Raw genomic sequence first — 18,127 nt, forward strand, 5'->3', positions numbered from 1 at the left:
GAAGATGGCATTCTTCCCCAAAAATATGGAAGATCCAGAGTTCATGTGTTTGACAGAGCCTTGGCTTGGCTTTGGTTTGCCAGAGACCTTGATTGTTGATAATGGACTGGAAAATCATTCTCATGCGTTGAGCGGGCTCTTTCAGCACATGGGTTTAGCCATCAATCTAGAGTTCTGTGCAACGCGAAGCCCATGGCAAAAGCCGCATGTGGAACGATTCTTTGCCGCCGCAGCAACGTTTCTAAAGTCACACGCGGGGAGAGTGACAAAGCCAAGAAAAGGCGAAACTCAAACATCTACAGATGAGTCTGCCGTTCTTACTTTTTCTGAACTTCGATCCTTCTTATATCGTTGGGTGGAGGAGATTCATAACAAAACTCCGCACAGTCGTACCAAATTAATTCCTCGCGTTGAATTCGAGGCCGGTATGCGTTCTTGCCCCCCTTTTCGGATACCTGTAAGCGCAGAGCTTTTCGACTTCTGTGCTACTCGTGAAATTCATAGGACTGTTGGCCCACATGGCGTGTCGCTGCATGGCTTAACTTATGGTGGCCATAATTTACACGAGCTAAAGAAAAGGACCGGTGAAAAATTCAGCGCACGGATTCGCTATAGCCCGGAGAATTTATCAAATATTTATGTGTTCGATACAGTCCGCAAGGAGTGGTTGAAGGCGTTTTGCACTGATCAGAAATATTCACAAAACTTGAGTCTTGCAGAGCACAAATCAATCATGCGATTCAGGGATCATCAGCTTGCAAACTCGGGATCAAGAAAAACCTTGGTTGAATCAAGAGTACGACTTTTAAATGATATCCGCAATTCAGTACGTTCTGGTAAGCGGCTCAAGCTCAGCAGCAAACACATGCTTGAGAAGCATGTCAAGGGTGTGAAGCCCACGTTGATTGAGCAGGAAATTGATCGCCAGGTCGAAGAGATATCCTTGCCAGATTTCAGTTTTGATCCAAGAACAATTTCCAACGTTAAAGTCATTCAGGAGCTTCGCTAATGAATCATTTAGTTGGATCCTCGAGCTTCAGTGATGCTTCGTCAAGTGGCAAAGTGTCTTGGGTTTATGACATTGATGACAATTTTGATGGACATCAGCTGTACCGTTTTTGTGGCTTCAAAGGGGAGTCGATTGCGGGATGGAAAAAAATTGCGAGAATGGTAATTCTGAATTCGGCAATAGTGGAGACGGTTTCGCAGGCCAAAAAGCGCATCGCACTATTTGACACGCGGATTGAGCCCCAAGGATTACGAATTATTGGGAAAAGTGGTACTGGAAAATCGACCGCGATACGTTTACTGCTGTCAGAACTGCAGGATCCTACTGTGGTTGATTTTCAAAACGACAAAATTGCACATCACGTTCGCTTAATGAAGCGTTCAACGCGTTTAAGTATTGTCAGAGAAGGGCTGCAAAAGTTCGGCCACCCTTTGGGTGTCAGGAATATCAATTCTCAAACTTTCGATGTCAAGTTAGAGCTTTTTATAAGAGCCCTTGAGCAGGCGCAAACGCGCGTTTTGTTAATCGATGAGGCCCAGAATGTCTACGCATGTTCTCGAGGTAAAAACCAAAAATCCAATTCCGAAAATGAAATCACAGATTTGATTTGTTACATCAGCGATCGACTAAGAATCCCCGTTGTATTGGTCGGTCACCCAGAGCTGGCAAAGCTTGAAGAGTTCGATGTCGGCTTGGCTTCAAGAGTGCGAACCACCGTGCTGATGCCGACTCTCAATGCTGATCTATGGCAAGAGTCCCTGGAAGCTTATCTGCATGCCCTGTCCGAGTTCGGTGATCCAAGTCCTTTGGTTGAGCCGAAATGTTTTCAGAGGATTAAGGCCCATGTTGATGGACAGCAGAGGCAGTTGAAAAGGTTGATTTCGGAAATTGCTTTGCATTCCATCGAGCATGGCATCAAGAGGATGGATCACCAGGTCCTGGACACTGCCATCAATGCGTTAAAAAAACACGAGATCGATAATGAGAGTGGGCAGCTTTTATGACCTTGGTATTCCCCGAAAGATTCGCGGATGAATCAGGTTATGGCTACATACAACGCGGATTGGAGACAAACGGACTCAGTTGGGGTTGGTTAAGGTCGAAAACGGGCATTGCGGCTGGGATTTTGCCCAGCTATGAGAAAGCAGCAGCGATCATGGATTTGTTCCATGGAAGACTTTTTGAACATGACTTTTTGAGCAATCAAAAACGCGACGATGGGCGAAGCTATTTGAGGTATTACAAACACGAATTTCTTGGTCGTTGGCAGGTTTTGGGTCGACACCAGAAGGTCTGCCCAAAATGCCTCATTCAGCGAGGATACGTTAGGAAGCTTTGGGATATGGATTTGGTCAGTGTTTGTCCGGTTCATCGAACTCGCTTGATTCGTCAGTGTGCGAACTGCAATTGCGAGATTAGCTGGTTTAGGAAATCACACTGCTTTTGCCGGTGTGGTCTTCCGTTTACAGATCAATTGATCTCTGGAAATCCCAGCGAATTTGAGATTTTGTGGTCAGGCTGGCTAGAGCAGAGGCTTGATTTTGATTGCTCTGCCGATCTGTCGATATTCAGGGGCCTTGAACACTTGAGTCTAGGGCTGACATTTCAAGTAGTGAAAATATTGGGGTTAGGTGTGATTCAAGGTGATTGCAGCTTGCGATCGCTTAATGCCCACTGCCGGGCGGATCGAGTTGCCGATGTTATCCATACCGCAGTAATTGCTTTAGAAAACGCTCACCATGCGAACTCAAAATCCAAGGTGGACTTTACTCATCAACAGGAATTAGGTTACGAACGTCTATTTCAAGCCGCAGCGACTTTGAGGGAGGTCAGTCATTTATCGACCTTGTACGAAAAGCTAACAGGACGAGCTCCGCAAAAAACTATGCACGGATCAAAACAACTAACTTTGAATCTTTCTTATGACTAATTCCAATAGCCATCACGAATTATTGAGGCTCCTACCACAGCCAAAAGAAGCGGTGCTTTCTTGGCTTACCAGGTTGTGTATTGGGTATGCTGAAACGCCAGCGGGTGTATCGGAATATTTGGGAGTCGGGATTGGTGATTGCGTTGAAACAAAGGTGACAGATTGCTCAGTCGATCGAATCTTACACGTTACGAAATACAACAAAGACATTTTTCAGCTAAGTCGTCTTGTTTCTAAAAATGTTGATCAAATGGGGGTAAGCAGAAACTTTTTCATGGTTGCGGAAATGGAGTCTCATCTTAGGTTTAGGTTCTGCCCGAAGTGTATGCAGTATGATTCGATTCCAAATTTCAAGGTAGATTGGTGCTTTGATTTTGTACGCTTTTGTTTTAATCATAAGTGCCTTTTGGAAAGTAGTTGTCCGCACTGTAAAGCCGATGTTTATCTTCCATATCGCCTTCAGAATAGATCAAAAAAGTCAGTCGAAATCGTGTGTTTATCCCAGTGCCAAAAGTGCGGTTTGCTTCTTTACAAGACTAATCCGGTGCAATGCAAAGAATTGGCCAAATACCCGAAAGGAAGCGAACAACTTGAACATTTGCGTAACGGAATGGCTGTTATGGCATCTTTGGTACACGGTTACGGAAAAACTCGAGAGACAGGGCGAAGAATGAGTCTTGATGAGGTTGGTGCTTATATAAAAAAAGGTCTTTGTCCAAACACTTATTCAAATCTCAACCCGTCAATTTATAGGGAGAAGCGCTGAATTTCGCTTTCTTTAATATGTTTTTTATCAATTAAATTGACATGTGTTTTACGTTGATATCGCATAGTTCGATTGGTGGTTAGTCGACAAATCAAGTGGTTGAAATTATTTTTCGGACCTTTGTACTTAATTCAACACTGAGGTTTTACATCATGCATTTCTCTCAGTTCTCTGAGCTAGCGACCGAGTTAGGGTTGAGTCAAATAACTCTTTTGTCATGGACGGGTATCAACAAAGGAGCGCTGAATTCGGCCCGCCGGCGTGGAGCATTCACTGGCGACAATTCAAATTTGCTTACGGGTATTCAATTCATGTTGAACACCATAAAGGCGGCTAGCCTTTCGTCAGATGCAGTTAATTTTGATCATGGTCGGTGGCTGTCAAGTTGGATGGAGGAACCAAACCCTGCACTTGGCTATTTAGATCCCAAAGAACTGTTGAACACATATGATGGGCAAGCTAAGGTTTTAAATTTGTTGTGTGCGATTTTGCACGGAGTTTATCAGTGACGTAGGTGAACGCTTTTTTTTTAGAGTACTGATTTAGGTCTTCTCTGAGTGTATAAGTCCAAATCAGTCTTCACCTATTGCGGAGTACCCTTTCTATCATTTAAATTACCTAAGATATACGTTGAAAAATTCTCAAATAGAGATTTTTTCGTATTCTCCCTGTGACTAAATTGGGCATCCGCAATACCAAATTATGAGCGCAAAGCCAAAAGAAAAAACCGTGATCCCTATCGCCCAAGCGCCTGTCTCAGGAGATAAGAATCAAACTAAATCAGTCGACTTACTTGACCGCCGTGCCACACCCGAAGTCGTTGTTGCATTCATGGGGGCGGTTGGATGTGGGCTCGCTAGAATAATCACAGAATTCGATGATCAGCTTAAAGCACTCGGGTATCGAGTTATCCGAATCAAGTTGAGCGAGTTCATCAAAGCGCAAGCAAAGACTGGTGCTATCTCGATTTCAGCCGAAGAAGCCTCTGTTGCGTATTTGACTAATCAGAGCGGAGGAAACCAATTGCGCGAAGCTCATGGTTGTGAAGTGCTCGCGCAATTTGCAATTAGCCAAATTAGCCGACATCGTTTGGCAATCGACAAAGAATGTTCCGATCTTGCTAAGGCGCCGCCAAGAGTCGCATATTTGGTCGATCAAATTAAACATCCAGAGGAAGTGCATCTATTCCGCATGGTGTACCGAAGCGCGTTTTACCTCATTGGCGTGATGAGTACTCAAGATCATCGCTTCTCTCGCCTTACGGATACGGGACTTCGAAAGGAAGATATCGAGTCCATAATTGCGCGCGATCGGAAGGAATCAAGCAAATTTGGGCAACAGCTAGAGAAAGCATTTAAGCTTGCAGACTACTTTATGCATCATCCACTCGGAGATCAAGAGCTGATCCCGGAGCAAACTACACGATTTATTAATCTAGTTCATGGTCATAACGGCATAACACCAACCAAACACGAACACGCTATGTATGTCGCGCACTCGACAGCTTTGAAGTCAAGCTGTTTGTCTCGCCAAGTTGGTGCCGTCATTACTGATAAAAGCGATCGTATTATTGCGGTTGGAGCCAATGATGTACCAAAATACGGTGGTGGCCTTTATTCAGCCGATCATGGCCATGAGTATGACGATCGTTGTTTTAACCATAGAAAAGTTTGCGAAAACGTTGCACAAAAGCTGTTGCGTAAAGCTCAAATCAAGAGCGGCATAGAGAAGGAGTTGCCGACGATTTTTCCAGATGAAAAAATACAACAAGCCGCGATGGCCAAGATCGACGAAATTGTTGAACTGGTATTTTCCGAATCAGGCATCCCCGATTTGATCGAGTTTTCTCGCGCGGTACATGCCGAAATGGATGCATTAGTTTCGTTATCGCGTGGAGGCGGCGGTTCGACGATTGGAGGTAATTTATACACCACGACCTTCCCTTGTCATAACTGCGCTCGCCATCTCGTGGCCGCTGGTATCGAAAAGGTGTATTACATTGAACCGTATGAAAAAAGCTTAGCGCCTGAAGCACATAATGATTCGATTGAGGTGCTCGACCACGATTACAATACGGAAAATTTTCCACCACTAAACAAGGTGAAGTTCATCCATTTTTCAGGTGTAGGTCCAAGGCTTTATTCAGATCTGTTCCTGCGCGAACGCGGCAGGAAAGATGACAGCGGTAAGCTAATCGAGTATTCATCCACGGCTCAGAACCCGCCGAATCGAATTATCAAAGAATACATCGACTCCTATCGAACCTTTGAGACGAAAATCGCGTCAATTTTTGTAAAAGAGTTTCCGGCATCGGATGCGGATAGCCAGGCAAAGCAATGAGTGGTGGATACGACGTATTAGAAAAAAATTTCTTTGGCGAACTTTGTGTGTTATTTTGGTTTAAAATCGGCAGGCTAAAAATTTTAGGTGAGTATTGATCATGCATTTGACGGAGGTTCCGGTGAGTAACAAACGTCACGAATCAAAGCAGTTAACACTTGACTTCGATGCAAAAGACAATGATTTGCGAGCAAAAGCCCCCATTTCCGACCTTCGTCTCGTGATTGATAACACATTCATCGCTCAGCAAGCAGAAGCGGAGTTGGAGCCTAATTCACCCGAAATCTCCAAAATTATCCGTAGTCTTGGTGAATCTTTAAGTTGGTAAAATTTCCGATAACGTGAGGTAGCACATCTCAATTGGATACAAGGCCGACTAACCTACTTCTGTGAAGCGGTATTTGCGGTAAATATCTATCCTATCTTCTGTGACCGATATCAAGACACTAGCCACCATTCCCTTCTTAGTAGCCTAACATATAGATAAAGTAGTGCTATTCACACAATCCGTGTGTTTCGCTACGCCATTTCAATGGTACATCTACGTCCGTTAAACATACCAATTGCTAGTCAAGACCGAGATTTTTCATACATGTAACAAATTCTTGAGGCGTTAGCCGCTCAGATCCTGTGACACGAGGGGCTCGACTCGCCAGCTCAGCGCTGTTTGTTGGCTTGGGACAGGACCGACGCTGCCAGTTCTTTCGTCTCTTTGGCGGATCGGTCGTTGGCCAAAACGCGTGCGGCCTTGTCTTCCATCTTGGCACCAGTTTGTTTGTCGCCGCTGCGCTGCGAAAGTGCCGAAGCTGCGAGGCTCTTGGCCACTTGTGACGAATTACTGCTTTTCAGCGTTTCTGACGCCAGCCGACCAATTCGTGAGGACGTCTGTTTTGTGTTCTTGGACATTGATGCTCCTTTCACATCAGGATTTGGAACCAGGCCGGAACGGCACCACCTTACTGCCCCGGGCTGGTTGGTCATCAACCTGCTTCTTGGGCGCTTTCAGTCGCGCAAACTCCACGACATTCGCTTTGCCCTGAAAGTAACCTTCAGGCAATCCGGCGAGTGCTTCCACGTCGCGCGCAGCCAGTCCGATGTGTCTCGGGATGGCTTCCAAAGGCATGACCTTCTCTTCGACCAACAGATCGATGGTGCGACGAAGCAGACGTGGCTGCTCTGGTAGACGATCCTCGTCTCCAGGTTCCGATTTCGCCCCCCACCGAGCAGAGCGACGCTTGAAAAGCATTAGAGCGCCATCTTCATCCAGTAACTCAAGCGCCTTCAGTCGCATGATGATCGCCGCCGCCGACACGCCCCAACGTCGCTTCAGCAACAGCAAGTCATCCAGGGTCGGTGGCACGCGAACTTCGCTGGCAAACGTTTCGGCGGGCAGCAAAAAGGCGCCTGCGAAACGGTGTGCCTGCGCTTCCATCATTTTGTGGCGCGCGTTGTCTGTCGTGCGCTGAATGTGACGATGCAGGATCAGATGCCCGACCTCATGGGCAAGATCGAAGCGACTGCGGTACCCATTGTTTTTGTCGGCGGACAAAAGAATGAGCGGTCGCCCCAATGTTTCACTCCAAGCCGATAGCCCTTCGATCTGAGCAATGCCGGTTTCTTCCCGGACAACGATCACTCCAGCGCCTTCCACTGCCAGCGCCAGGTCTTGAATCGCTGAACGGCCCAAACGCCACAGGTCCCGGCATTCGCTAGCAGCCTTCTCGATGTCCTCGTTGGTGATCTCTTCTGGATCGGTGTAATCGCGAGCGGGCAAATTGACATCGGGGTAGTCAACGTACTCCATCAGGGCAACCGCCACGTCCTGGGCCCACTCAAGGCGGGCCTCCAGCATGGCTCGTGCAGCGACGTGTGCTGACGCATTGCTCCGAAAAAGTGGCAACGACAATTTCGCTCCAGGCGCACGCGTAAACCATTCCGGCGTGACATTGACCACGCCAGCAAGGCGTTCAAGTGCGTCACGCTCGGGCGCTTGCGATCCTGCGCGCCACTTACTGATGGTCGCCGAAGACACATCGACCATCGAGGCCAACTGGACTTGAGTCAGACGACGGGCCGCAAGAATTTGGCTAAGTCGATCTTTCTGAAATCCTTGTACACCGCCCCTGCTCATGATCCTGTTCCATCTTTGTCTTGTTGTTTGCCAATGTTCTTCTTCAGCTTGGGCACAGCCAAATCGTCCTGGCCTGCTGTCGACTGCTGGTCGTAGCGCTTGATGAATGCGTGAATGGGTTCCCGGAAAAGCCACCCTTGCATGTGGCGATCTGGGACCGCAATTTCGATGGAGATGGGTGTTTCCGGCTGGCTGTGCAGCGATCCCGCAAAGCAGGCGACGACAAATACAACCGCTTGGGATGGCTCTACGTAACCTGAAAAGAGTCCGGGTTGAACCAGCGGCTCGATAGCCGCATTTGCCAGTGACATCTGTTTTCGGGTTTCACTACGCCGGCCGCTGTTCCATACCCCGTACTTGGTGTTGAACCGCGCCAATGTGAAGATCCCAGCTCGGCCCGTGACGATCTGATTGCCGCGCAGCGGTGAGGGAGATGCGTCCGCAACGGCGAGTGCACGATGGAAGGACTCATTCATATGGAAGTGGCGCAACTGCCCCACCACGCTGGGCAAGTGCCCGTCATCCATCCCTCGCGCTGCAGCATAGGCACGCTGAGCGCCGACCAGTTTAGCTTCCTCGAGGCCCATGACAAGCTCTCGCGGGATATTCCTCACGAGTAGGTCATGGATCGTCTGTTGGTTTGAGAAGCTCATCAGTACTCCCGCATATAAAATAGGTGCTAACATGGAATATATCACCAAATAATTTCGTTTAACACGTATTAATTCAAAAAATCAATTGAAAGCCGATTGGAATTGCACCGTCCTATGTTTCATGTAGGCTATTTAGGCTGGGTGTTTCTTTCTACGAAGTGCGTGAGCGAATAGTTCACGTGAATAGAACGATCTAGAAAGATTTGCGAAGTCAAATTTGTTGATGAATAAGTTTATTAAAATCAATAGGTTACAAATTGATTTTAAAAAATGACAAGTTAGATGAATGAAATTCCGGCAAATGACAAGTTAGATGAATCTCGAAGGGAATATAAATTGAAGACCAGCGAACAAGACCCGCTCAAGGCTTAGGTTCACAATGACAAGTTAGTTGAACGTCAACAAAAATACCCAGTAAAGCAGCAACATCATGCTGGAGTTGTTCTTGAGGCACTTGCACAAATACCTCGGCCAACGCTTCGACCAGTTCCCTGGCATTGCCAGGTATTTCGAGCAGCGCCCACACAGCTTGTCCCACCCTGTTCAATCGCCAAATGGTGTGTTCTCCGGCTTGCCACAAAAAGGCAGATTGTCCGATACGGCGCAAGGCTGCGGTAGGCGCTCGCTTGAACACTTGCTGAGGGTTCACAGGCCTGTGGGCGTGTGGTGTTGGCGGTGTCCAGCCTTGGGCGGGCTTCACCGGAACGTCAGGATGAATGGCTTCGTCACCACCAAACGCCTTCCGAAGCAGCTGTACGGCTTCTTCCAGGTTGCTGTACACCAGTCGAACACAAGTGACTTTGCCCAAAACTGCCTGTGTTGTTGCCAAGGCTTCGGCAGGCGTATCGAACTGCCCCATGTTCTGTTCAAGCGCATAGAACAAGGCATCGTCCTCGTTCATGGTGTGCAGGCAGGCCGCGGTGTCGATTTGCCGGTCGAGCACCACGATTGCACCAAGCGGCAGGCGCGTTCCGTTTCCAGCCAGGTTTGTAGTGCACAGGTAGCCGTAGCGGTTGTCGTGTGGCCCCAGGTGTTGTCGTGCAAATTGTTTGAAGTGTTGGCTTGCCTTTGCCGGCAGGGGGAGGCGCAAACGTGGTGCCACGCCCAAGGCCACCCCTTCTCCAAGTGGGCTGATCGGCAATACATCGTCGCAGAAAATTTGCAAGTCTGGCTCCGCGCAAAGTCTTGCAATCAGCGTGCTTTTACCCGCCCGTCTCGGTCCGGTAATTGCGATAAGCCGGTTGCCAATGGCGACCGCGCCCGCATGCAATGCGATCGGGTTTTGGCTTTCCTCAATATGTGCCTCAAGTACATCGGCCATCACGGCACACAGTGCACTGGCTGTGGGTAAACCAATGAGCGGCTCTTCGACGTAAACGGATTCGACATCAAATGTAGAGGGATTGTTTTGATTTTTGGCTACCCTGGTGATGCAGCGTTGCAGGCTGCCATCGTCTTCAATGGCTGCGGAAGTGTATTTCCAGCTGGGCGCAAGCTGTGCGATGCCATCGAGCAAGGCCGGCTCGTCAGGCAGGATCACGTAGCCTGCCACGCCTTTGAACCTGAACAGAAGGCAGGCATGGCTTTGTTTGGTCACAGCATTCACCGCTTAGAAGCGGATATAGAACCAGGGGCGGCTCACCCGCGAATACCGCGAGTATCGGGAGTATCTCGAATATCGGCTTGGGCGCGATGGCCGGGAGGAACGGTAGCCCCGCCCATATTGAGTGTGGTAACGGTCATATCGGGATGGCCGGGATTTTCGGCTGGGCCTGGAGCGACTGCCTGCGTGCGCAGTGGCCAAACCCACCATGGCAGGCGCGGCATACAAAGCCCCTACAGCCAGCCCTACCTTGGCCAACGCTGCCCGTCTTGCTTTTACTTTCTCATCGTCTGTGTGTGACATTTTACTTCCCCTGTCAATTAGGCCGCCTCGAGAATTGCGCCCCCCATTTGAAACGCAGCGCTTTGAAAAGTGCTGACAGGTTTGTAAGCCGGTTTGCATTCTTTACATAACTAAACATTTCAATTGATAATCGCACGAATAATTCACAAAAAAATAATCAAAAGCCGCCACGCTACAACCACACTTTGGGGACAAGGGTTTGAAGAACTTATTGATACTGGAAGACCATCCGACTTCGGCCATGGTCGTCGAGGAAATTATTGCTGCTGTTGTACCGGGCTTGAATACAAGGGTGGTTGATTCTGTTGAACAGCTACAGGAAATTGAGCCTGCTGACGTGGATTTGGTGGTTTCTGATCTGGTCTTGCCCAACAGCAAGCCGGCTGAAGTCATTGAATTGGTGTCTGAGCGTTTTTCCAGGTCACTGCGTATTTTCTTTACTGCCTTGGGCGATTCCAAAATAGAACGGCAGGTGGCCAACTCGGGTGCCTTGCTGTTGTCCAAAAGTCAGCATTACAAGGAATTGATGGTGCAGGTCCAAAGTTTTCTGAAACGCGATTCCGTCAACCTGAATTCAATTTCTCAACGGAACGAGTTTCAAAGCCTGATTCAGATGCCCGGCAGTCCAAAGCCTTTGACCATCAAACAGGCGCAGGTGATGGAACAGGTGTCCCTGGGTAGAACAGGCAAGGAAATTGCAAAGATATTGGGCATGAGTCCCGACACGGTGAATGCACACATCAAGGAGGCCTTTGGGCGACTGGGTGTTCAGAATCGCGGCGAGGCAGTGAGCAATTATTCGGTTGCAAGAAAGCTGGCGGCCCGCCTGCACGGGGAGGCTGCACTGGCCCACTTGCAGCCCAACGCCGATTAAACTGTTTGAATGAACCTGAAACGCTATTTGCTGGTGCGAATGATCACCCTGGGCCTGTTGTGCTGGGTGTTGATTTCTGCCTACGTGGTGTTGCGAACAGCCAATGAGGTTGACGATGCCCTGGCCAGCGACGCCACGCGCTTGCACGAGATGGTGGAGTACTCCATGTACAAGCGTCAAATAAATCCCGAAATCGAGGGCTCGCCTGTGTTGGTGGGCAGTCAGTATGGTTTGTTGCTGGCGCCTTATTGCATACGTTACGAGGGCTGGAACGGGCAGGTGCGACAAGAGGGTTGTGACAACCTGGTACGCCACCCGCTTGAAGCCCAGTTGATGCGAGTACTCGGCGTACAGATTGAATCGGAGCCCCGACCGGTTGGTTTGTGGGGCCAACCGTTTGGCGAGCTGTTCATCACCGCAGACCCCCAACTGGTGTTGGTCAAATTCTGGAACACGCTGCGAGACTTGTTGTTGTTAAGTACCCTGATCGTGGCCAGCCTTGCCGCCTTAACCTATGTGGTTATTGGTCGCGCCTTGCGGCCAGCGACAACCTTGGTAGAAAAAATCGACTCGATTGCCATTTCCGAGGACAGTCCTCCACCTGCACAACTTCCCGATGTGCAGCCCAAAGAGTTTGGCCGCATTGCGCAGGGCGTGAACCGACTGAACGATCGTCTGTGGAGCCTGACTCAAACCCGCCGAAAGCTGATGATGAAGCTGCTCAACGTGCAAGAAGATGAGCGGCGGGAGTTGGCCCATTTGGTGCATGCGGATTTGGGGCAGTCCCTGAGCCTGATTGCAGTGAATTGTGCCCAACTGCGCGCTCAACTGAAGGGGGGAGATGCTGAGGTTCAGGACAAACTCGAAGAAATCGAACTGCAAATCGAGGGGGCATTCGAGCGCATGAGGGCGGTGCTGGTGAACAAGTGCCCGCCTGTCCTGGAGGGGGCTGATCTTGGCATGGCCATTCAGGACCTGTGCACCCGATGGGAAATCAATTCGGGCAGTGGATGGACAGTGAACCTGAATCTTGACGCGGCTGCCCTTAATCGTCTGGACCAGGACCGCGCATTGTGCGTTTACAGAACTGTCGAGGAGTGTTTGGCCAATGTGCGGCGGCATGCAGCCCCGGGCGAGCCTGTGAATGTTGGCCTGGCACTGCAGGCCGGAGTGCTTGAATTGCGTGTTGAGAATGACTTGCCGCAGCCAGCGGGGACACAGGTGCCATCTGGTGGGATGGGCTTGAATTTATTGGCTGAAAGGGTACGGGTTCATGGTGGTGTATTCAAAGCCCAGCTTCAGGAAAACAAATTTGTGGTGTCTGCGAGTTTTCAAGAAAAAGGTGCCGCATGAACAACGCTGACCTGAATATTTTGCTGGTGGATGACCATGCTGTGGTGCGCGCCGGATATCGGCATTTGTTGGAAACACAGGGTGGTTTCAAGCAGGTGCGTGAGGCTGAGAGCGCGCAGGAAGCCTATGCCGCTTGCCAGAAAGATTTGCCCGCGCTGGTGATTTGCGACATCAGCATGCCCGAGCCGGTGGGTTTGAATCTGGTTCAGCGGGTGTTGGGGCGTTGGCCGGAGGTCAAGTTTTTAATGTTCACCATGCACAATTCAATCGAACTTGCGCGTGCATGTATGGAAGCCGGTGCCAAGGGATATGTCACAAAAAGTAGCCGACCGGAGGTGCTTTTGCGCGCCATTGGTGAGGTCCTGTCGGGACGCACTTTCATGAGTGCTGATTTGACCCGGTTGATGGCGCTCTCGCGATTGCGCGACAATCGGGGAGGGCTTGATGAGCTGAGCAGCCGCGAGTTCGAGGTGTTGTGTTTGCTCGTGGCCGGTCAGTCAGCCGAGCAAATTGGCGAGCTACTTTTTTTAAGTGCAAAAACCATTCACAACATTCACTATCAAATCAAAAAGAAGCTGCAGGTGAGCAATGACATTGAACTCACCAAGCTTGCGATCGGGTGGGGGCTGACCAGCCCTTCAATCACCCAGTGAAGTCGGGCAAAATTCCTGAGCGGCTTTCAGTACACTTATTTCATGGCAGGACCACCTGCTGTTTGTCATCACAACATTGGAGAAATAGACATGAGCTGGACCACCCCACAATTCGTAGATATGCGTTTCGGTTTCGAAATCACCATGTACATCGCCAACCGTTAATTGATTCCCGGTTGTTGCAGCAGTAAAAAGGAAGGCCAGGCAGAGTTGGCTTTCCTTTTTTTATGCCCGGCGCACTTGCTCGGCTGAATTCAAGGTCAGCTTCAGGCCTTGCTCAAGCAATGATCTCGCAATGGTCTCGTCGCCAAACCCGTAAGGTGCTGCGGGGGCATGATCGTACAACAAGCCCAAATAAAGATAAGCGGCGCCGTCGTTCGGGGCCAAGGCCATGGCGCGCTCAAGAGAAGCTTTGGCCTGGGCTTGAAAGTGAAGCGAGCAAAGGCCGCCCAATGATTTTGCATAGCCCGTCAGCACAATACCGTTCCAAAGAAGAACCTTTGCGTCGTTCGGGTATTGAAGGGCAAGTTCCTGTGTGGTTTCGGCAAGGCGACACAGCATGGCGTCGCGGGCACGACCAAAATCGCATCGAAGTGCCTCGGCCCAGGCGGCCTGCACTGTCTCTATATGGTTGGCTGGCGCCATTTCAGCCAGGGTTGGCCTGCTCGCAATGCCCCTGTCGATTACATTGAATACGCGTCTCATAGGTAACTCCTAAACCACGTTAATCACATTAAAGTGTTGCATGGTGGCAACCGTTTCATGGATTAACGCGGAAAATTCGTTTAGGAGTACAAAGGATTGAGTTTTTGTGGCTTTAGTTGATCTTGACGGTTCCTTTCATGCCTGCTTCTGCCTCAGACTGTCTGGAAAACAGGTCGTTGAAGTTGCCTGTCCTTATCGGAACAAACCACCACTGAACGGTCTGCCCCGGATACACTTCGACCCGCCGTACCGGACCGTAAATTTCGGCCAACGGTGTTTCACTGGCAGATCCGAGTACAACAACCTTGCGCGTGTATACCGAATCTGCAAGGCCATTGGAACCAAAGTAATAGGACTTTTCGCCTTTGTTGTGAATGTTTAAAACTGTCAGGGTGCCCGTTTCAAACTGCAGGGTGGATGGTGAAAATTTTTTCTCACCAGCCTGGTTGCTCAACTCTACAGTGAAGTACACAGGCTCCTGTTTGGTCAAATCTCCCGCAGCAAAAGCAATATGGCTCGCGCTGTTGAACAGTAAACCAGTGACCAGAATCGAGCCTGCAACAATCAACGAGCGTTTCATCGCTTACCCCGGTATATCCAGCGATCCCACGGACTTTGGTGACACCATCACGCCCCAAGGCATATTGCCCTCAGGGATGTCTTTGATCACGTTGCCAGTGGCGTAGTCCAACACCAGAATGTTGTTGCTGCGGCCACAGGCCACAATCAGTTGCTTGTCATCGGGCGTAAAGCTAAAGTGCCAGCAACGCTCACCCACCGGCATTTCTCGCTTGAGCTCAAGCGTTTTTGCATCAAATACCTGAATCGCTTTACCACGTGCCAAGGCCACCACAATCTCGGAGCCATCGCGGGTGTAGGTGACGCCATAGGGCACTTCGCCGGTGGCGGCTTCATTGATCACATTGTAGTTTTTGTCCAGGATCAGCATCTTGTTGCCGTATTCCAGGGTGACTACAAATTGCTCGCCATCGGGTGAACGCTTCACGCCGCGTGGGCGAATACCGTAGCTTTCGGTGTCGATCTGTTTGATTTTCTCGCCAGTTTCAATGTCGTGAACCGATACATTTTCATCGGCTTCATTGGTCACAATGATGTGTTTGCCGTCGGCAGAAAACTCAATGCCTTCAGTCTCAAACCCAGCTGTGATTTCCTTGATTTTCTCGCCTTTCACCAAGTCGATGATGGCCACTTGAGCGGGTAGTTCGTCGCCTTCCTCACGTTCTTTTTCAATGGCTTTGGCTTCGGCTGATCCGGGCTTTGGCGGAGGGCCGCCCTTGGAGGCAGGCTCATACGCTACAAATGCAAGGTTACCCAACACCCGCACAAATTCAGGGTTGATACCCACAGGCACACGGCGTACCACCTGGTTGGTGGCGGTGTCTACAATTGCCAGGTCTTTGGTCTCTTTCACGGCCACCACCAGCAGCTTGCCGTCTTCGGTCAAGCCCACACCACGGCCACCTTCACCCACATTGATTTCTCCGATCTTGGAATAATCGGCCAACGAGTAAATGGTCACTGGCCCGTCTTGGTGGGTAACGTAGGCCACTGCTTGTGGTGCAGCTTGTTCAACTGGGGCTGCTGCTTCCGGGGCAACTGCTTCCTCTTTCTTGGAGCAGGCCGCCAATGCCACAGCTAAACCCAACGCAATTGCGCTTGTTTTGAATTTCATGTTCTTGTCCTCTCCCTTCTAATCGTTCAACGCTATGGAAGTTTCCCTGTTTTGTCCCGGGAAGATTTCCTGAAATATGAATTGTCATTGTGACAGGTCATGTGGGCAATTCCCTCCAAACGTTGATTTAACGCCATTTCTGCAAGTACTTTGAACCTTTGTGACAGTTTGGTTTCAATACACTAAGCAATGTAACCCGTCATCCCTTTGTAAAGAAGTGCCGCCATGAAGTATGTACAAGAAAAACAAATCCGCACACCCGAGTCGCGTTTGGTGCCCCGTGTGGCGCTGTCTGCCTCCATGGGTTTTGCGGCGTACTGGACTTACCTTTACTTTAGTCAAACCAAACATATTTTCAGCCCTGCGTTGAAGCACCATGAGGCGTTGACCCAGCACGCGCATGAATTTACCGAACTGCGGTTGCAGGTGGCCCCAGGTGTTGAATTGGAGGGTTGGGTGCGCATGCCCAGTGGTTTGGGTGGAGCGGGCAGCAAAGCACCTTGCGCCATTTATTTTGGCGGTCGCAGTGAAGACGTGCGCTGGTTGCTCAATGAAGCGCAAGGTTTCAAGAATTTGCCCCTGGTGTTTTTCAATTACAGGGGTTACGGCAATTCCAAAGGCACGCCGACGGAAAAGAATTTGGTGGCCGATGCACGTGCCATTTACAAATGGGTAGCTGAACAGCCCTGGTGCGACCGCAATCAAATTTCTGTGATCGGGCGCAGCCTGGGTACAGGGGTGGCCATGCAACTCGCTGCCAGCACGCCCGTGCACAAGCTGGTGCTGTTTACCCCCTACGACAGCTTGATCAGCATTGCCAAAAAGAAAGTGCCTTTGGCACCGGTGTCGCTGTTGTTGCGCAGCAAGTTCAAATCGAATGAATGTGCCGCCAATGTACGTAATCCCACCTTCGTATTGTTGGCTGAAAACGATGAGGTGGTGCCGCATGATTCCTCATTGCGCTTGATGCAGCATTTTGCGGAGAAGCCCCTGGTGGCCACGGTGAAGGGCACCGACCATGTCAGCCTGCCGCACGATGCCGATGCGCAAGGGTTGGTCAGTCATTTCTTGACGACGTAGCTTACCCACTCCCTGTATTCGCTGGGTGTTTTGCCGGTCAGTTTTTTGAATGCACGTGTGAAATTGGCGCGGTCCTGGTAACCCACACGTTGCGCAATTTCATCCACATTCAGCTTGCTGGTCTCAAGCAACAGGCAGGCGTCGCGTTGAATCACCTCGCCCAATAAATCTGTAAAGCTTCGCCCTTCGTTCTGTAGCTTGCGCTTTAATGTGCGTACTGACATGTGCAGGGTTTCTGCCATGTCTTCAAGTTGTGGGTAGCGGCCATCTCGGCAAATCAGCAGGTTTTTCACGCGCCCGCTTAAATTGTCGCCCAGGCCCAGAGCAATCAATTCTTGCTCGCATTGCTGAATCACCATTTGTGCAGTGGTGGCGTTGGCGGTGGGCAAGGGCAGGTCTAGCCACCTGCCGGGAATTCGAATTTGATTGCCAGCTGCATTGAAACGGCACTTGGGCAGGCTGCTGGCATAGCTCGCATAATAGGGCGGCTCGGGCCAGTCAAACCACAATTCAATTCCGCTGGCCTCGCGCTTGCTGCCCATGGGGTTGAAGAGGCTTTCAAACAGCCGCCACACTTCAATCACAAAATTTTCAATCGCGAATTTGCGCACGGGTTCAAGCGGCATGGCTTCGCGCACATGGCACGTCAGGGTGCGTTCGTCTTCACTGGTGTCGATGGTGTAGAACGGCACTTTGGTGGGCAAAAAGCGAATACCCAGTTCAATGGCCTCACGCAGGGTTGCACAACTCATCAAACCAAAACCGATCATGCCCGCTTTGGTCAGGCTGCTTTGCAAACCCATGTCGATCGCAATGTGTTCGCTTTGAAACAGCGCCAGCAAATTCATCACGATGATGCCATGCTGGGCAGCAGCGATGCGGCTGTTGGGCACTTGCAACTGGGCCAGTGTCAGCCCGCTGTGTTCCAGAATTTGCTCGGCCGCAAAGCCGCGTTGCACTGCATAGTTCACGAAAAACAGCGGGTAGGCTTGCGCCACTGTAGTTTGTTCCAGCAGCCGAAGCTGCGGCAGGTC

21 protein-coding genes are annotated in these 18,127 nt (G+C 50.2%); 12 read left to right on the plus strand and 9 right to left on the minus strand.

Annotated features, from left to right (window positions below):
• The 7 genes from A0129_RS13560 to A0129_RS13590 form a co-directional block, all read left to right on the plus strand.
• On the plus strand, positions 1 to 1,009 hold a 1,009-nt coding region (locus A0129_RS13560; RefSeq protein WP_291715787.1), incomplete at its 5' end, for a Mu transposase C-terminal domain-containing protein.
• Positions 1,009 to 2,013: an ATP-binding protein gene (locus tag A0129_RS13565; protein ID WP_291715789.1), complete on the plus strand. Its 1,005-nt coding sequence runs from the start codon at positions 1,009 to 1,011 to the stop codon at positions 2,011 to 2,013. The genes A0129_RS13560 and A0129_RS13565, both read left to right, overlap by 1 nt.
• A complete protein-coding gene (locus tag A0129_RS13570) occupies positions 2,010 to 2,939 on the plus strand; it encodes a TniQ family protein (RefSeq protein ID WP_291715791.1) in 930 nt (309 codons plus the stop codon). The genes A0129_RS13565 and A0129_RS13570 overlap by 4 nt, the downstream gene beginning before the upstream one ends.
• Positions 2,932 to 3,705 (plus strand): TniQ family protein, encoded by a 774-nt coding sequence (locus tag A0129_RS13575; RefSeq protein WP_291715793.1) that lies wholly within the window; start codon positions 2,932 to 2,934, stop codon positions 3,703 to 3,705. Before A0129_RS13570 ends, A0129_RS13575 begins: the two co-directional genes overlap by 8 nt.
• Positions 3,706 to 3,857: 152 nt before the next feature.
• Entirely contained in the window at positions 3,858 to 4,214 is a 357-nt protein-coding gene (locus tag A0129_RS13580) for an MbcA/ParS/Xre antitoxin family protein (RefSeq protein ID WP_291715795.1), read from the plus strand.
• Positions 4,215 to 4,407: 193 nt separating this feature from the next.
• The gene (locus tag A0129_RS13585) at positions 4,408 to 6,045 is read left to right on the plus strand and encodes an anti-phage dCTP deaminase (protein WP_291715797.1); all 1,638 of its coding nucleotides are present in this window, start codon (positions 4,408 to 4,410) and stop codon (positions 6,043 to 6,045) included.
• A gap of 121 nt (positions 6,046 to 6,166) precedes the next feature.
• Complete coding sequence (locus tag A0129_RS13590; RefSeq protein WP_291715799.1) at positions 6,167 to 6,373, plus strand: hypothetical protein; 207 nt, start codon at positions 6,167 to 6,169, stop codon at positions 6,371 to 6,373.
• A gap of 329 nt (positions 6,374 to 6,702) precedes the next feature.
• On the opposite strand, the gene A0129_RS13595 is transcribed toward A0129_RS13590, so the two are convergent.
• From A0129_RS13595 to A0129_RS13615, 5 genes are all read right to left on the minus strand, one after another.
• Positions 6,703 to 6,951, minus strand: a complete 249-nt coding sequence (locus tag A0129_RS13595; protein ID WP_291715800.1) for a hypothetical protein — start codon at positions 6,949 to 6,951, stop codon at positions 6,703 to 6,705.
• Between the two features lie 16 nt (positions 6,952 to 6,967).
• Positions 6,968 to 8,176, minus strand: a complete 1,209-nt coding sequence (locus tag A0129_RS13600; RefSeq protein ID WP_291715802.1) for an XRE family transcriptional regulator — start codon at positions 8,174 to 8,176, stop codon at positions 6,968 to 6,970.
• Positions 8,173 to 8,862, minus strand: coding sequence for an alpha/beta hydrolase (locus tag A0129_RS13605; RefSeq protein WP_291715804.1), 690 nt, complete (start codon positions 8,860 to 8,862; stop codon positions 8,173 to 8,175). Before A0129_RS13605 ends, A0129_RS13600 begins: the two co-directional genes overlap by 4 nt.
• Positions 8,863 to 9,190: 328 nt before the next feature.
• Positions 9,191 to 10,426, minus strand: coding sequence for a PqqD family peptide modification chaperone (locus tag A0129_RS13610; RefSeq protein ID WP_291715806.1), 1,236 nt, complete (start codon positions 10,424 to 10,426; stop codon positions 9,191 to 9,193).
• 12 nt (positions 10,427 to 10,438) lie between these two features.
• Positions 10,439 to 10,735, minus strand: a complete 297-nt coding sequence (locus A0129_RS13615) for a hypothetical protein (RefSeq protein ID WP_291715808.1) — start codon at positions 10,733 to 10,735, stop codon at positions 10,439 to 10,441.
• Between the two features lie 199 nt (positions 10,736 to 10,934).
• On the opposite strand from A0129_RS13615, the gene A0129_RS13620 reads away from it, so the two are divergent.
• The 4 genes from A0129_RS13620 (at position 10,935) to pqqA (ending at position 13,780) form a co-directional block, all read left to right on the plus strand.
• Positions 10,935 to 11,609, plus strand: a complete 675-nt coding sequence (locus A0129_RS13620) for a response regulator transcription factor (protein WP_291715809.1) — start codon at positions 10,935 to 10,937, stop codon at positions 11,607 to 11,609.
• Between the two features lie 9 nt (positions 11,610 to 11,618).
• On the plus strand, positions 11,619 to 12,962 hold the full coding sequence (locus tag A0129_RS13625) for a histidine kinase (RefSeq protein ID WP_291715812.1): 1,344 nt from the start codon (positions 11,619 to 11,621) through the stop codon (positions 12,960 to 12,962).
• Positions 12,959 to 13,615, plus strand: a complete 657-nt coding sequence (locus A0129_RS13630) for a response regulator transcription factor (protein ID WP_291715814.1) — start codon at positions 12,959 to 12,961, stop codon at positions 13,613 to 13,615. Before A0129_RS13625 ends, A0129_RS13630 begins: the two co-directional genes overlap by 4 nt.
• A 90-nt stretch (positions 13,616 to 13,705) precedes the next feature.
• The gene (pqqA, locus tag A0129_RS13635; protein WP_008247588.1) at positions 13,706 to 13,780 is read left to right on the plus strand and encodes a pyrroloquinoline quinone precursor peptide PqqA; all 75 of its coding nucleotides are present in this window, start codon (positions 13,706 to 13,708) and stop codon (positions 13,778 to 13,780) included.
• A 60-nt stretch (positions 13,781 to 13,840) separates the two neighbouring features.
• Here pqqA and A0129_RS13640 read toward each other — a convergent pair whose 3' ends face one another.
• From A0129_RS13640 to A0129_RS13650, 3 genes are all read right to left on the minus strand, one after another.
• Complete coding sequence (locus tag A0129_RS13640) at positions 13,841 to 14,320, minus strand: hypothetical protein (RefSeq protein ID WP_291715816.1); 480 nt, start codon at positions 14,318 to 14,320, stop codon at positions 13,841 to 13,843.
• 112 nt (positions 14,321 to 14,432) lie between these two features.
• Positions 14,433 to 14,900 carry a hypothetical protein gene (locus tag A0129_RS13645; protein ID WP_291715817.1) on the minus strand — a complete coding sequence of 156 codons (468 nt, stop codon included), beginning with the start codon at positions 14,898 to 14,900 and terminating at the stop codon, positions 14,433 to 14,435.
• Between the two features lie 3 nt (positions 14,901 to 14,903).
• Positions 14,904 to 16,013, minus strand: a complete 1,110-nt coding sequence (locus A0129_RS13650) for a cytochrome D1 domain-containing protein (protein WP_291715819.1) — start codon at positions 16,011 to 16,013, stop codon at positions 14,904 to 14,906.
• A 225-nt stretch (positions 16,014 to 16,238) separates the two neighbouring features.
• Between A0129_RS13650 and A0129_RS13655 the strand changes: the two genes are divergently transcribed.
• Positions 16,239 to 17,093, plus strand: coding sequence for a dienelactone hydrolase family protein (locus A0129_RS13655; protein ID WP_291715821.1), 855 nt, complete (start codon positions 16,239 to 16,241; stop codon positions 17,091 to 17,093).
• Here A0129_RS13655 and A0129_RS13660 read toward each other — a convergent pair.
• On the minus strand, positions 17,075 to 18,106 hold the full coding sequence (locus A0129_RS13660) for an AraC family transcriptional regulator (RefSeq protein ID WP_291715822.1): 1,032 nt from the start codon (positions 18,104 to 18,106) through the stop codon (positions 17,075 to 17,077). The two genes, A0129_RS13655 and A0129_RS13660, sit on opposite strands and share 19 nt — an antisense overlap.
• Positions 18,107 to 18,127: the final 21 nt, after the last annotated feature.

Origin of the sequence: Limnobacter sp. CACIAM 66H1, assembly GCF_001601825.1 — a bacterium.
In the GTDB taxonomy this organism is placed as follows: Bacteria; Pseudomonadota; Gammaproteobacteria; order Burkholderiales; family Burkholderiaceae_B; genus Limnobacter.